Source organism: Mycobacterium sp. Aquia_216, from assembly GCF_026723865.1.
Lineage (GTDB): Bacteria > Actinomycetota > Actinomycetes > Mycobacteriales > Mycobacteriaceae > Mycobacterium.
The window spans coordinates 4,685,472-4,700,274 of the sequence record NZ_CP113529.1; the positions used below are offsets into that span (position 1 = coordinate 4,685,472).

Sequence of the window (14,803 nt, forward strand, 5' to 3'; positions counted from 1 at the left end):
TTCGGCCCGCTGAGAGCCCGGCGGCCGGGGCTCAACTGGCTCTAGGTTGATTCCGCTTCGAATCGCAGCCCTTAAAGCGGCTGACCGGTGTGTTGTCGGCGGGCCGCTCATGTGGACCAAGCGGCGCGGCGGACTGCATCGGCTGTACTAAGAGTGTCATAAGGATTCGGGTCGTTTTTTTGCGCTGATCGGTTACTGGTGAGTTCTACGCACGGGTAACCGTGTTGTGGGTAACACCCGCATTAACCGGCCTCACGGGTATCCAGAACAAACGTCCTGCATGCAGGTGGTTACGGTCGAGTAGCTATAACTGCGCTGTTCAAGGCGGCATTGTTATCAAATCGTTATGTTAAGAATTCGTAGTGCGCGCCGCCCGTCGCGCCGCCACCGCCGAGCCGTCTCGCGGCTGCCGCGGGCCGCTCGGCCGGGCAAACGGCGAACAAGTGTTTGCTGGAACCGGGTTGCGCAAGCGCCGCCGGATAGGTTAGTGGCTCAGAAATCTTTGCGGCGACACGCGGTTGCTAGGCCCACTGCCCGAATTGCGGCTTGAGGATTTCGTTGATGTCCACCCCAACGCCGCCCACGCTGCGCTTATCGATCTCGACTTGATGCAGGCTCGCCGCCGGATGGGCGAAGCCCTTGGGCGAGCCCCAGTTGTGCTGCCAAAAGTAGGAGCCCAGACCATCGTGCAGGGCCCAGTCGATCGTCTTCGAGTTGGCGTAAACGCCCGTCCGCTCGTGTCCGACCACCGACTCCCAGGATCGCAGGTAGGGCGCTACCTGGCTTTTGTACTGCTCGTAGGACGGGTCGTCGTCGATCGACGCGTAAATGGGCGCGCCGGCGGGGCCACCCGCGGCGGCGTGCAACTCCATCCCGCGCTTGGCGTGCTGCAGACCGGCGCCGGCACCGCCCAGCCAGTCGGCGCTATTGCCCTTGCCGTACTGATAGCACGAGACAATTTTGAGCCCGTTGCTGTGCAGGTCGCGCGCTTCGGCGACCTGGATCGGCTTGCCCAGCATCCAATTCCCGCCCGGTCGACGGTCGGAGACGTACCGGATCGACCCCACGGCACCCGCGGCCCGGATCTGGCTGGCCGGGATCACGCCCGCGGCGTAGTCCAGCAAGGTGCCCAACGATGCCGACGCCGGCGCCGCGCACAATGACGACGCCGCGACGCCCATGCCTACCAAGGCCGGGCTCGCCGCCGCAAATTTAAGCACGTCACGGCGCGAAATCGACACATCGGCCAGGGTACGACACAAACACCAGCAGACACATCAGTCACACCGGTCACATATCAATCACATCTTGAGCGGGCAGGTTTAGCCATCGGCAGCACGATGACACTCACCGTTTCCAAGCCGCGCTGGGCCGTCTGGGCGGCAATCTCCTCAACGAGGAGCGCGGCCGCCGGGTTGATCGATCGCGCCCAGGCCCGGAATCCCTGCACGATCACCGGATCGTGTTCCAGCAGCGGCTGCACGCCACGCAGCACACTGACCACGTCATCGGGCAGCGGATCGGCAAGCTGATGCGCAATCCAGGTACGCGCGAGCTCTGTTGCCGCCGAGAGATCATCGCCTAGCGCAATCACATCGCCCGCGAGGCTGCGCAACCGGTCGAACAGCACCCGTCGTCCCGGCGTCTCGGCGAGCTGCTCTAGCAACGTGCTCGCCGCCGGCGGCAGCACCATCTGCCCGAACAGCGCGGGAACCGGCAATTTCCACTCGTCGAAAAGGTCGGAATACATCGCGGCGAGGGGCGCCGACAGGGGGGCACTGAGCCGCCCGATGACTCCGATGCTGTCGCGGTGCGTGGTCGCCAGCGTGCGCAGGATCTGTTCGTTGACACCCGCGGCACCGCAATCGGTGGCGGCATCGATGGCCGCGATCAATTGGTCCAGCCGGTCCCGCTGATGCAGCAGCAAGGCGCGGTGCTCGTCCAGAAGGTCAGCCAAGGTGGTCTGACCGCCGTCGACCAGCCGTTGGATGTCGTTGATGCTGACGCCGAGGCTCCGCATCAGGTCGATGCGTAACAGGTCGAGGACCTGCTCGACGTCGAAGACCCGGTAGCCGTTGCTCAGATGCTGCGCGCGCAGCAGCCCGATTTTCTCGTAATGGCGGATCCGGCCCGAAGCGATGCCGGTCAATGCCGTGACGTCGCCGATCAGCAACTGCTCAGCCACTTCTTGACCTTACAACTGTCGCAAGGTCTGTACTGGGAGGATGGACCATGACCAGCTCATCGACCTGACCCGACGGGCTTTGAAGTTGGCGCGCGACAAGACGACCGACCTCGCTGCGCGCCAGCACGCGGTCGACGCGAGCGATTACACGTCGCTCGAGCGACACCACCGTGACAGGGCGTTGGTCGAGGCCAGCCCGCAACTGGTCGGCTACGTCTCGGAGCTCCCGGAGCCCGGCGCCTACTGCACCAAGACGGTGATGGGGCGATCGATCCTGCTGACCAGAACATCCGACGGGTCGGTCCGCGCATTCGACAATGTCTGCCTGCACCGCCAGTCCCCGGTAGTCACGGGGTGCGGCACCGCGAAGCGGTTCACCTGTCCGTACCACGCCTGGACCTACGACAACACCGGCGCGCTGGTCGGCCTGCCGGGCCGCGAGGGCTTCCCGGACGCGGCCGTCAAGTCCGACTCCTTGACCCGACTACCGGCCGCCGAGTTCGCCGGATTCCTCTGGGTGGCGCTCAATCCAGGCGCCACCCTGGACGTCGCCGCGCACCTGGGACCGCTGGCCGACGAGCTCGACTCGTGGGGCATCGGCCGGTGGTCGCCGCTGGGTGAGAAGATTCTCGACGCTCCGATCAACTGGAAGCTGGCCGTCGACACCTTCGCCGAGAACTATCATTTCGCCACCGTGCACCGACAGACCTTCGCCACCATCGCCCGCAGCAACTGCACGGTTTTCGATTCGTACGGGCCCCACCATCGGTTGATCTTCCCGCTCAACGCGATTCTCGAGCTGGAGAATGTGCCCGAGGAGCAGTGGGACCCGTTCCACAACCTGGTGGTGATCTACGCCCTGTTCCCCAACATCGTACTGTCCGTGACGATCGCCAACGGCGAGCTGTTCCGGATCTACCCCGGCGACGAACCCGGCCGGTCGATCACGGTGCACCAGAACTCGACGCCGCTGGACCTTTCCGAGGAGTCCGTGGCGGCCGGCGCGCAAGCCGTTTTCGACTACGCGCACGCCACGGTGCGCGACGAGGACTACCGGCTGGTCGAGGGGCTGCAGGCCAATCTCGCGTCGGGCGCTCGCGAACACCTGGTATTCGGCCGCAACGAGCCGGGGCTGCAGCATCGCCACATCGCGTGGGCCGACGCTCTCGCCGCGTCAGCTGCCGTGCGCTGACTGCGCTTCGGACAGTACGGCGATCAGATCGTCGAGAAGCGTTGCCAGCGTGGCGTTTTGCACGGGAAGCGCTCCGGTCAGCAGTTCGACTGCCGCACCACGACGGCCCGCGGCCACCAACGGCACCAACTGATCGGTCACCGACTGCAAGTCCGGGTCGACGTCGGCAACAGTTGTGGCCAGCACCTCGACCAGCTCCCAGTCCCGGTACAACGCCAACGAGCGCTCGTTGAACGCGAAGCCGCTCACCGGTTTTCCCCACAGCGTTCCCTGGTAGCGGTACGGACCTTCCATGTACTCGATCGGTAGACCGTGCGCGGGCGCCGGCACCAGCGGCTCGCCGATGAGGTCCAGTTGCAATGTGGCACAGGTAATCCGGTGCCGGTCGGCAAGGTAGCGGGCCGGGGCAAGCGGGCGCAGCAGCGGGCGCACCGCAGTGGGCCATTTGACGTAGCTGCTGACGGTGACCTCGAAGTCCTCGGCGCATTCCGGCGCGATGGCCGGATCCGGGTGACTCGTCGTTATCCCGGTAAACGGTTGCAGCGCATTGCCGTTCGTGCGGTCGAACTGCCGCCAGATGCTCAGGTCGACGCCGTTGTCGAAATTGATCGTGCGCCATTCGTGCGACCTGGCCCGCGGGTCTCCCCCGGTGCCGCCGCCGCCCGCATACTTCGGGAACCACTGGCGATCGACATGTCCACTGCTACCGGAAACCTGCTCGACCGTCTCGCCCCAGCGCAGTGTTCCGGTCATCGACATACCGGTCTGAAAATACGAGTACGTGTCGTCTTGACCGAAGCAGACGATCTTGCCGTTGTAGGTCGATGCGCCCACCGGTGTCGGCGCGCGCGTCGGGGTGACGACCAAGTCCAACCGCATGGACCGGCCCTGATGATCCTGGCCCACCAGGCTGATTCGATAGGTATAGGGCAGCAATTCGCCGTCGCCGTCACGACACGTGGTCCACGACGCGGTGCCCGCACTGCTCCGGTAGCCGATGTCGAGATGGCCCGCGGTCATAGTCATTTTGCGCCGCGCTCCGGGCTCCATATTGGCCGGCGGCATGTCGTAGTCCGTGTAGGTGCCGTAATCACCGGTGTCGAGGTCGAACAGCGCCATCGTGTAGAAGTCAGCGACGACCGTTCCGCCGGGTTGGTTCTTGTTGAAGATCGTCAGGAAGGCAAATGACCGATCGCTCTCGACGGCTTGTAGCTGACCTGCGATGAACCACGTGTCGGATTCTTGGTCGGGGTGTTCGCCCTCGGCGGCGGGAAAATCGAGCTGGGAATCGCCCGGCACCAACTCGAACGGATAACGGCGCCAATCGTTTGTCATATCAAGCCTCGTCTCGCCGACACTGGTTTCGACAGAAGGCACCGCTAGGGCGCAAACCGCTTTTTTGGCTATGTTAGCGTCAATAGCGAAATTGCGGTCGCGGTCCCATCTTTTGAGGAAGTGCCCCGGTGACAGAACATTCCGACCATCGTTCTTACAACGAGCTGTTCATCGGCGGGCAGTGGCGCAAACCCGCGGCCCCACAGCAGCTCGCGGTGATCTCTCCCCATACCGAGGCGCCGATCGGCCACGTCCAAGTTGCCGGTCCCGAAGATGTCGACGCCGCGGTCGCCGCCGCGCGGCAGGCTTTCGACCACGGCCCGTGGCCACGACTGACCCACGCCGAGCGGATGGCCAAGGTTGAAGAGTTCGCCGCGATCTATGCCGGCCACGTCGACGAGATGGCCGACCTGATCACCGATGAGATGGGGTCTCCGCGCACCTTCAGCAGGATGGGCCAAGGCGCCGCCGCGGCCGCGATGATCCACCTCACGCTGGCCGCCGCCCGCGACTTCCCCTGGGCCGAACGCCGCCAAGGTGTGCTCGGCGAAGTACACCTCCGCCGGGCGCCGGTCGGGGTGGTCGCAGCGATTGTCCCGTGGAACGTGCCGCAATTCCTGATCATGCCCAAGCTCATCCCGGCCCTGATCGCCGGCTGCACGGTGATTATCAAGCCCGCACCCGAAACACCTTTGGACGCTTTGTGGTTGGCAGAAATGATCGAGCAGATCGGCTTGCCGGAAGGCGTGGTGTCCGTGCTGCCGGGCGGTACCGACGTCGGTGAGGCACTGGTGCGCCATCGGGGCGTGGACAAGATCTCCTTCACCGGTTCCAGCGCCGTCGGACGCCGCATCGCCACGCTCTGCGGAGAGCAGCTCAAACGGGTGAGCCTGGAACTCGGCGGCAAGTCGGCGGCGATCATCCTGGACGACGCCGATATCGCCAAGACGGTGGCCGGGCTGAAGTCGGCCAGCCTGATGAACAACGGACAGGCCTGCGTCGCGCAGACCCGCCTGTTGGTCAGCGAACGTCGCCATGATGAGTTCGTCGACGCGCTGGCCGAGATGATGTCGGATCTCAACGTCGGGGATCCGACCGACGAGGCGACCGACATCGGACCTCTCTTCGCTCAACGGCATCAACGGCAAGTGCAGGAGTACATCCAGTCCGGACAAAGCGAGGGCGCCCGCATCGTGCTCGGTGGTCTCAATACCGCGAAAGACAGGCCGGCCGAGCGCGGCTGGTATGTGCGGCCAACACTTTTCGTCGATGCGACCAACGACATGCGCATCGCCCGGGAGGAGATTTTCGGCCCGGTGTTGACCGTGCTGCGCTATCGCGACGAATCCGACGCGGTCCGGATCGCCAACGAGAGCGACTATGGCCTGGCCGGTTCGGTGTGGACCGCGGATATCGCCCACGGCCTGGAAGTCGCCGCCAGCGTGCGCGCGGGCACCTACGGCATCAACATGTATACGCTCGACATCGGCAGCCCGTTCGGCGGTTTCAAGCACTCGGGCATCGGCCGCGAGTTCGGGCCGGAAGGCCTCGACGAATATGTCGAGCTCCAGACGGTAATCGCCAAAGGGCAGATGCCGCCGCTATGAGCTAGCGCGCTCCGGCCGCCATGCGGGATCACGACCAAGGCGCGCAAGGAGTTTGGCCTGCACATCGCTGTCGCGTGCCAGCTGCAGTTCGGCGGTGCGATCAACCACTTTCGGGCAACTGCAGGGTGAGCTCGACCGGGCAGCACAGGGCGCCATGCTGGTTGGTCACTTCGATCGTGATGTCGACCAGGTAGCGCGCCGGGTCCACCGACGTGTCCCGCCGCTTGGCCACCGCCCGGCCCCGGCCGATCATCGTGTCGCCCGCGTAGACCGAACCGGCCAGCCGCAACGAGCGGCGCACCACCCGGCTGCTCGGTCCGGCCCAATCGGTCGCGACACGGTCGGCGAACCCGGCGAGATGCATGGTGTTGAGGTAAATCGTTGGGTTCCCTTGACTTTGCGCATATTCGGGATCGAAGTGGCCCGGGAAATAATCCCACGTCGCGCCGGCGTTCTCCACGACCCGCTGATAGCTGATCTCGTCGACCACTTCGGGCAGCTCGGCGGGAATTTCGATCTCGTTCCAATCCAGATCCGCGCCGGTCACTCCGGAGCTCCGGGGGTGAAGCGGAACAACGTATTCCGCGATCGGGCGACGACGGTCCCGTCCTGGCGGCGATAGGTCTCCAGCGTCTCGATGAAATGGCCGACACCCAACCGGGTCTGCTTCTGCGGTGACACCGATACCAATTCCTCGACGCAGGTGAGCATGTCGCCTTCGACGATGGGTTCCGGGAACTCGACGTCGTTGGCGGCGTTGATGAATGTGGTGCCCGGCAACGGTACTCGCAAGATCAGCGATGCCGCCGGCCGCCTGCCCCCGGGCTCCCACGGCGGAGGTATCAGCCATCCCATCAACAGTCCCGGCGGGGCCAGCAGGCCTCCCCACTGCTGCCGCGCGAACTCCGGGTCCCAGTACGAACGATTCTCGTCGTGAATCATCGAGGCATACAACTGAATACGCGCGCCACTAACCGGTGTCACCGCGGTCCGCGGTTCGCTTGCCGCGCCGACCATGCGCAGCGCGTCCTCGTATGTGCCGAAGGCTAGTTGATAGCTGAGCTCGGAATCCACGTATCGGTGCCGCTTACATAACAAGCGGGTGCCGGCTGGGCACCAGATCCCAGGAGAGATTGCGCGACGTGTAGTACCAGCCGCCGCGCTCGTAGATCAGCTCATCCCGGTAGGTCCCGGTGGCGCGCAGCGTGGTCTCGCCGAACGCGGCGGAGAAGAGCACGGCGACGCATCGCTGCATCGCGTGGACACCCTCGACGGCGATCTCGTGATCGACGGTCACCAAGCGTTGTCCTTCGCCGCCGTCGAACGCCAACCGCAGATCGGCGAACAGTTCCCCGTCACGAACGAAGCTGGCACCGGAATGACGAAACGTCGCGATCCAGCTGTCGCGGTCGCCGTCGGAGTAGGCGCGATTGTGCCGGGCGTTCAAATTCAAGATCGCGTCGCGGCCGGTCGCGGCTTGCAGGAACTGTTCCTGCTGGTAGGTCATGGTCATTTCTACTCGCCAGCCTCTCCCCGAAGGAAAAAAGAAACGATCTACGTAACATGGACTTTACTTACCGCTTAACAATATATCCGTATTCTTCTCGATCCCAGACCCCTGACGTCAAACCTTTGGCTCGCAGTAAATCTTTACGGACCCGTCCGATCGCGTTCTTCGGGAGTTCGTTGACCTGCTCGACGTAGCGGGGCACGCAGAAGTACGGCATGCGGCCGGCACAGAAGTCCAGCAACTCGGCGCAATCCAGCGCGGCCCCCGGGCGCAACGCGACGACCAGCAGGATGTCGTCCTCGCCCAGTTCGCTGGGCACCCCGATCGCTGCGGCTTCGCCGACCGCGGGATGGCACATGACGACGCGTTCCACTTCGACCGAGGAGATGTTCTCGCCGCGCCTGCGCAGCGAATCCTTGATCCGGTCCAGATATGTCAGGTTCTGATCGGCGTCGAGTCGTCCGAGATCACCGGTCCGGAACCATTCCGGGTGCGGGTCCACCCGCGCATGTTGACCCACGTAGCCCTCGCTCATCACGTGCGGATGCCGGGGTCGGCAAGCGATCTCGCCAACGGTGCCGGCAGGCAGCGGGTTGCCGTCGTCGTCGACGATGCGCACGTCGAAATGGGGATTGGGCCGGCCCGACGTTCCGGGGACCCCCGTATCGGCCACGCCTTTGACCGTGATCGGGAAAGCTTCGGTCATTCCGTACATCGTCACAATGCGGCAGCCGTAACGCTTTTCGATCTCGTGGTAGGAGCTCGCGTCGATCGGCGCGGCGGAGATGAACCGCAGCGGCAGCTGTGCGTCACGCGCATCGGGGGGAAGATTCTGCAGCATCGACACCATCGCGCCCGCTCCGGCGAAGCCGACGGCGCCATGGGTACGAATGTCATCCCACACCCGGCCGGGATGGAAAGCCTGCGCCAGCACGGTCGTCGCGCCGACCAGCATCGGGGCCAGCACGCTCGGCGCCGCGCTCAGGTGGAACAACGGCATCGCCGTCCACAACGCCTCGCCCGACCGCAACTCCCAGGCCGAGGCGACGGTCGCGGCAACCGAGAACAGGTAATTCCAGCTCGTGGCAACGGCTTTCGATGGTCCGGTGGTGCCCGACGTGTAGAACAGCGCCCCCACCTCGTCGGGTTCCGCGCAGTCGTCGGCCCCGCTGCGGGCGCCCTCGCGCATAAGCCGGTCGCTGAGCGAATCGTCTTGCACCACCACGTCGGTCACCGTGTCCAACCGGTCGACGACCTCGTCAACGCGGGCACGGCGCTCGGGGTCGGTGAGGATCACCTTGGCGCGCGACAACCGCAGGGTGTGCAGCAGGAAGTCTCCCTTGTTCGCGGCGTTGACCGCCGCGCTCACCGCGCCGATGCGGGCCGCGCCCAGCCAGAAGTACACCCAATCCGGACAGGTGCCGGTGAACAGCGCCACGTCATCGCCGCGCCCCACCCCCAATTCGCTCAGCACGTCGGCCGCCGCGCAAGAGCGCTGCCGCATCTGCTCGAACGTCACCTCGGTACCGGCGATCGACATCATCACCCGATCGGGGTACTGCTGAGCCCGGCGATCCAGCACAGCCGGGACGGTAAAACGATCGACGCCGAAATCGGAGGGCCCCAGGGGCCTACTCCGCAGCGAGTGCATCAGCGCCACTTAGGCTTTCGCGGCCGCCGGATCGGGCTCGCCTTCCGCGGTGTACCCGAAGTCGGTGGGCGAGGGATCGGTGCCCGGGTAGAAGCGGTGCGCCCACCGGCGCAGGGCCGCGTAGTCGTGTGCCTCTTCGGGAGCCAAGTTCGGCTTCTCCAGGTATTTCATGTTTTCCCAGGTGAAGAAGTCCTGTTTGATGACCTCTTGCTGCAGCGCCAGGAATTTCGCCGCGCGCCCGGTGGGCACGTCGCCGGTGTCGCCCGGCTCGCGGATCGACGCCTGGGTATAGAAGTAGTCGGTGTAGTCCTCGTCGACCGGCGTCTGCCCGGTGACCTCAATGGTGGCCACCAGGTCACTCGGGAACCGGACGAGCCCCAATCCGAGCGAGTAGTTGTCGTAGATGATCTTGGCGTCGACCGGCCCGTTGGGGGTCAGCCACGTCTTGGCCCGGCCCCCACCGAAGTGGGCGTTGACGGTGGCGTGCAGGTGGTATCCCGCCACCTCGAACGAGGCGGTGTTGGCGGGGTTGGCGGCCTTGTGCACGTACTGCACGTGGTACGGGTCGGCCGCATTCTCGATGATCATCTGCGCGTGCACCTTGACCCGGTTGAGCATCCGACTGTGCGGGTGCAGCGGGTAGTACTCGCCGGTTTCCAGTTCGGGCAGCGCCGGCGGCTGCCAGTACGGCGCACGCCCGTGACGTTCATGCCAGACCAGGATGAACCCGTACCACTCGATGCTCGGGTAGGTGCGGATGCGGACGTTGTTCTTGCAACCGATCTTGCTGTACGGGATCAACGCGTTGCTGCCATCACCACGCCACTGCCAGCCGTGCCAGGGACAGACGATGTTCTCGTCTTCGACCGTGCCGCCGACGCCCATATTGGCGCCGAGGTGCTGGCAGTACGCGTCCAGCACGTTGACCTTGCCGGACGCGGTGCGGAAGAGCACCATCTCCTCACCGAAGTAGTGCAGCCGCTTGACTTGCCCGGGCGCCACATCGCTGGCGAAGGCAACGATGAACCACCCCGTCGGGAACCGATAGGTGGACAGCGCGATGCCGGACTGTCCGAACTCACGTTCCGACGGGTCGGACTCTGAAATCGCATTCGTCACAAGAACTCCGTTTCCCACCTGGACCAGCGTGAGTCGGGCGCAATTGGGCCGCACTTACCTCACCGCGTTTCGACGACTAAAGTCTATTTTTACTATTTTAAGCATTGAACGTCAACGCGGTGCCAGCCGGTGGTCGCGTGGCGGGTGAGCAAGCGGAGTTGCGCATGACTGCTGCTGCAGTGGACCTGTCGGATTTCGCCTTGTGGCGTAACGGTTTTCCCGACGAGTTGTTCGCCGACTTGCGGCGCACCAGGGCACTTTTCCGGCACGACCTGACACCGGGTGTCGCCGACACCGTCCAGCGCCAATTCTGGGTCGCCACCAAGCACCGGCATGCGGTCCGCCTGCACCGCGACACCGAGTCGTTCACCGCGGTCGACGGGCCGCTCATCCAGCCGGTCGCCATGTTCTCGTCCTCCCCGACGATCATCACGCTGGACCCGCCGGACCTCAACAAGCGCCGCAAGCTGATCGCAGGCGCGTTCAATCCGCGAGCGATCGCCAAGCTGCAGGAGGGCATCCGGGCGCGAGCGGCCGGGATGATCGACCGCCTACTTGCCGAGGGCGGCGGGGACTGGATCTCCGATGTCGCCGACGCGTTGCCGATGACGGTGATCGGCGACATCATCGGCATCCCCGAGGACGATCGGCCGCGAATCTTCGACCTCTTCGACCGCATCCTGAAGGCGCTTGCGCCCGAGGCGCGCCTGAGCGGGCGGGTAGAACTCGACCTCTTTGCCGCGGTCTTCGAGTACGCGATGGAGCTCACCGCCGAAAAGCGGAGCAACCCTACCGACGACATCTGGTCCACGCTGGCGTCCGCGGTGATCACCGGCGACGACGGCGAGCAATTCAGCCTGCCCGAAAACGAACTCGAGTTCTTCTTCTTCGTGCTGGCGTTCGCCGGCAGCGACACCACCAAAAACGCACTGGCGATCGGGCTGCAGGCATTCGTCGCCGATCCCGAGCAGATCGAACGCTATCGCGAATCGGAAGCGCTGCGGCCCGGTGCCGTCGAGGAGGTGCTGCGCTGGGCGTCACCGGTGGCGTATTGGACCCGCACCGCGAAGATCGACGTGGAAATGGACGGCCAGCACATCCCCGCGGGCGACCGAGTGGTGTCGATGCTGCGTTCGGCCAACCGCGACGAGGAAGTCTTCCCGTCGCCGTTCACTTTCGACATCGGCCGCCAACCCAACCCGCACGTGGCATTCGGCGGCGGCGGACCACACCACTGCCTGGGCGCGATGCTGGCCCGCGCCGAGCTGCGGGCGGTGCTCGACGAGCTACTGCTGCGCTGCGATCGCATCGACATCGGGCCCGCCACGGTGTCGTATCCGAACCTGACCACCAACATGTCGATCTATGACGAGATGCCGATCTCGCTGACCGGGCGGCGCTGAGTCAGGACGGCGCCGGCCCGTCTCCGAATGCGACGAACACCGCCAACGGATCCAGGTAGTCGCGCCAGTGCACGATCTTTCGGCCCTCGATCGTGATCACGGAGACGAATCGGTTGACGTAGGGCGCACCGGTCGAAGAAGTCGGCGACGGCATGGACGACTCGGAATTCCTCAGTCCTGCAACCGCAGCGCGGCCTTCGGGCACTGGTCCACCGCGGCGCGGACGTCGATCTCGCGGTCCGGCAACACCGGGCCCTCGGCGATCTGCACCACGTCCTCGTCGCCCAGTTCGAACACGTCCGGGGCGAGTGACTCACAGAAGCCTTGGGCTTCACACAAGGTCTCGTCGACAATCACGCGCATGAAATGCCTCCTCATAGGCCCTTGGGACGGGTTCCGATGACCCCGCTGGCGGCGAGGTTCGCCAATTCTTCGTCGGTCAGCCCGCACCAATCGCGCAGTACTTCTCCATTGTGCTCGCCGAGCAGCGGCGGCGGGCGCAGCAGCCAGCGGTCCCGGCCGGCCAGCAACGCGAACGGCGGGCACGGATATAGCGCTGACCCGATGCTCGAGTGCTGCAGCGTCTCGAAAAAACCCCGGTCGCGCAGTTGGGGGTTCTCGGTCACCAGCGACGGCGAGACCACGGGCGCGACGGGCACACCGGCGCCGGCCAGCCGCTCCACCGTCGCCTCCAGCGGCTGCCCGGCAAACCATTCCTGCAGCCGCCGATCGATGTCGTCGGCTCGCCGCTGCCGGCCGGCGACGGTGCCCAGACCCTCGTCACACCAGGACGGCCGCCCCATCTGTTCGACCAGCGCGAACCACTGCTCGTCGTCGCGCACGGTGATCGCGATCCAATCGTCGTCTCCGGCACACCGGTAGAGATTCTGAACCAACCCGCCAAAACCGCGATTGCCGCAGCGGCTCAACGTCTTTCCGAAGACCTCGGATTCGATCGCCTGTATCGCGGCGGCGTTCAACACCGTTTCGAGCATCGGTAGCTCGAGTTGCTGACCGATGCCGGTGCGTTCGGCGAAGTTCAGCGCGGCCAGCACGGCGAAGGCGGCGTGCACGCCGGCCAGCGGGTCGCAGGCGCCGCGCGGCGTCACCGGCGGCGCATCCGGCAGCCCCGTCACCCAGGCCAGCCCGGCGAGCTGCTCCATGGTGGGGGCGAATCCGACCCGGTCGCGCCACGGGCCGTCCAGCCCGAACGCGGGCATCCGGGCGACGACCAGTTTGGGATTGACATCGAGCAGCACATCGGCGGTCAGCCCGAAGTGGTCCATCACGCGCGGTGAGAAGTTCTCGATCACGATGTCGGCGCCGGCCGCCAGCTTAAGGAGCAGCCCACGTCCCTCATCGGAGTTCAAATCCAAAGTGACGGACCGCTTGTTGGTGTTCATCGCGTGGAATACCCAGCCGTACTCCCACCAGTCGTCCACGTCTTTGCGCATGCCACCGGAGTAGCGAATGCCGTCCGGACGCTGAATCGACTCCACCTTGATCACCTCGGCGCCGAACGCCGCCAGCAGGTGGGTCGCGGCCGGCCCGGCCCAGAAGGCGGTCAGGTCGACGATTCGGACACCTTCCAGCGGCCGTGTCGGAGAGCCCAGATCCTGTATGGGTGTGCTTGTGCGCCAGGCCGATTCGTCGTTGTCGGCGCCGGGGGCGGCGGTGTCGCCCGGCGCTGCGGCCGCGCACGCCGACATCAGCCACGGTGGGCGGGGCTGGTGAAAGCCGGCGGGGTTTTCCAGGTACACCCCGCGCTCGACGGCGTATTCCACCTCGCGGATCGTGGCGCCGTTGCCCAGTGCCGCGATCGGCAGCCGGAACAGTTGGCCAAGCTCGACGATCTCGGCGACGGTCCGTTCGGCCAGCCACGGGCCGATCTCCTCGCGGATCAGGTCGCGGTAGCCCCAGCGGCCGATCTGAAAGCGCAGCTGCTCAATCTCTTCGAGCCGCGGGCACTCGACCATCGCCAGGAAGTCGAGCCATTGCTGACCGGTGACCATGGTGATCCCGACGTAGCCGTCCTTGGCCGGCTCGATCGAAGGAACTTCGGTGGTGCGGCTGATCGGCGGCACCCGCAGCAGCTGCGAATGGAGCCATTCGCTGCTCTGCATCAAGGTCATCGCCTCGAGCATGGACAGGTCGAGATGCTCACCGGGACCGCCGTGCTCGACGCGGCGGCGCAGGGCCAGCGCACCGAACGCGGCGAACACACCGCCCATGTACTCCCCGAGGTCGCCGCCGATCGAGATGGGCGGTCCGGCCGGATCGCCGCGGAAGCCGGGCGAGCCCGCCCAGGCCTGTAGGGTTAATTCGCTGGCCGCGCGGTCGGCATACGGTCCGGTCCAGCCGAAGTCGGAGATCGTCACCACGATCGCTTGCGGCGCATCGGCCAGTAGCTGCCGCGGATCGATGCCCAGCGCGGCGGACCGCGACGGGCCGGCCGTGAGGATAATCACGTCCGCGCCGGCCAATTCGGCGCGAAACCGATCGGAGCCGGGCGCGAAGGTCATGCTGCGCTTGCCGGCGTTGAGGTAGCTGTAGAACGGAGACGCCTGGCCGTCGGGCATCGGCGAACAGGTGGCGGAATACCGGCGCAGCCAATCCCCTTGCGATGGTTCAATTTTGCGCACCTGCGCCCCGGCGTCGACCAGCAACTTCCCACAGTAGCTGCCAGCTATCCGGTCGCTGATCTCGACGACACGCAACTCGTGCAGCGGTGTCGGACGGTCATCAGACCCCTGGCTCAATTGCTTCCGCCCTTCCGATCGACACGCGACCAGAGATGCTAT

The 14,803-nt window shown here is 65.4% G+C and carries 14 protein-coding genes; 3 read left to right on the forward strand and 11 right to left on the reverse strand.

Features of this window, described 5'->3' with window-relative positions:
- Positions 1-521 precede the first annotated feature (521 nt).
- Together OK015_RS21850 and OK015_RS21855 are read right to left on the reverse strand one after the other, a co-directional pair.
- The gene (locus OK015_RS21850) at positions 522-1,241 is read right to left on the reverse strand and encodes a DUF1906 domain-containing protein (RefSeq protein WP_268126067.1); all 720 of its coding nucleotides are present in this window, start codon (positions 1,239-1,241) and stop codon (positions 522-524) included.
- A gap of 56 nt (positions 1,242-1,297) precedes the next feature.
- Positions 1,298-2,185 carry a MerR family transcriptional regulator gene (locus tag OK015_RS21855; RefSeq protein ID WP_268126069.1) on the reverse strand — a complete coding sequence of 296 codons (888 nt, stop codon included), beginning with the start codon at positions 2,183-2,185 and terminating at the stop codon, positions 1,298-1,300.
- A gap of 40 nt (positions 2,186-2,225) precedes the next feature.
- On the opposite strand from OK015_RS21855, the gene OK015_RS21860 reads away from it, so the two are divergent.
- Complete coding sequence (locus tag OK015_RS21860) at positions 2,226-3,377, forward strand: aromatic ring-hydroxylating oxygenase subunit alpha (protein WP_268126071.1); 1,152 nt, start codon at positions 2,226-2,228, stop codon at positions 3,375-3,377.
- On the opposite strand, the gene OK015_RS21865 is transcribed toward OK015_RS21860, so the two are convergent.
- Positions 3,360-4,712: a lipocalin-like domain-containing protein gene (locus OK015_RS21865; RefSeq protein ID WP_268126073.1), complete on the reverse strand. Its 1,353-nt coding sequence runs from the start codon at positions 4,710-4,712 to the stop codon at positions 3,360-3,362. The genes OK015_RS21860 and OK015_RS21865 overlap by 18 nt on opposite strands.
- 128 nt (positions 4,713-4,840) lie before the next feature.
- Here OK015_RS21865 and OK015_RS21870 point away from each other — a divergent pair, with 128 nt between their 5' ends.
- Entirely contained in the window at positions 4,841-6,319 is a 1,479-nt protein-coding gene (locus OK015_RS21870; protein WP_268126075.1) for an aldehyde dehydrogenase, read from the forward strand.
- A 100-nt stretch (positions 6,320-6,419) separates the two neighbouring features.
- On the opposite strand, the gene OK015_RS21875 is transcribed toward OK015_RS21870, so the two are convergent.
- From OK015_RS21875 to OK015_RS21895, 5 genes are all read right to left on the reverse strand, one after another.
- Positions 6,420-6,866, reverse strand: a complete 447-nt coding sequence (locus OK015_RS21875) for a MaoC family dehydratase (RefSeq protein ID WP_268126076.1) — start codon at positions 6,864-6,866, stop codon at positions 6,420-6,422.
- Positions 6,863-7,336, reverse strand: a complete 474-nt coding sequence (locus OK015_RS21880; RefSeq protein ID WP_268132979.1) for an FAS1-like dehydratase domain-containing protein — start codon at positions 7,334-7,336, stop codon at positions 6,863-6,865. Before OK015_RS21880 ends, OK015_RS21875 begins: the two co-directional genes overlap by 4 nt.
- 70 nt (positions 7,337-7,406) lie before the next feature.
- The gene (locus OK015_RS21885) at positions 7,407-7,832 is read right to left on the reverse strand and encodes a nuclear transport factor 2 family protein (protein WP_268126078.1); all 426 of its coding nucleotides are present in this window, start codon (positions 7,830-7,832) and stop codon (positions 7,407-7,409) included.
- A 61-nt stretch (positions 7,833-7,893) separates the two neighbouring features.
- Complete coding sequence (locus tag OK015_RS21890) at positions 7,894-9,480, reverse strand: AMP-binding protein (RefSeq protein ID WP_268126080.1); 1,587 nt, start codon at positions 9,478-9,480, stop codon at positions 7,894-7,896.
- A 9-nt stretch (positions 9,481-9,489) separates the two neighbouring features.
- Positions 9,490-10,599 (reverse strand): Rieske 2Fe-2S domain-containing protein, encoded by a 1,110-nt coding sequence (locus tag OK015_RS21895; protein ID WP_268126081.1) that lies wholly within the window; start codon positions 10,597-10,599, stop codon positions 9,490-9,492.
- Positions 10,600-10,703: 104 nt separating this feature from the next.
- Between OK015_RS21895 and OK015_RS21900 the strand changes: the two genes are divergently transcribed.
- Positions 10,704-12,002 (forward strand): cytochrome P450, encoded by a 1,299-nt coding sequence (locus OK015_RS21900; RefSeq protein ID WP_442791145.1) that lies wholly within the window; start codon positions 10,704-10,706, stop codon positions 12,000-12,002.
- Position 12,003: 1 nt separating this feature from the next.
- On the opposite strand, the gene OK015_RS21905 is transcribed toward OK015_RS21900, so the two are convergent.
- Genes OK015_RS21905 through OK015_RS21915 form a run of 3 tightly spaced genes read right to left on the reverse strand, consistent with a single transcriptional unit; the run spans position 12,004 to position 14,761 of the window.
- A complete protein-coding gene (locus OK015_RS21905) occupies positions 12,004-12,156 on the reverse strand; it encodes a nuclear transport factor 2 family protein (RefSeq protein WP_268126084.1) in 153 nt (50 codons plus the stop codon).
- Between the two features lie 17 nt (positions 12,157-12,173).
- Entirely contained in the window at positions 12,174-12,365 is a 192-nt protein-coding gene (locus tag OK015_RS21910) for a ferredoxin (protein WP_268126085.1), read from the reverse strand.
- An 11-nt stretch (positions 12,366-12,376) separates the two neighbouring features.
- Complete coding sequence (locus OK015_RS21915) at positions 12,377-14,761, reverse strand: CaiB/BaiF CoA-transferase family protein (protein WP_268126086.1); 2,385 nt, start codon at positions 14,759-14,761, stop codon at positions 12,377-12,379.
- Between the last annotated feature and the right edge of the window lie 42 nt (positions 14,762-14,803).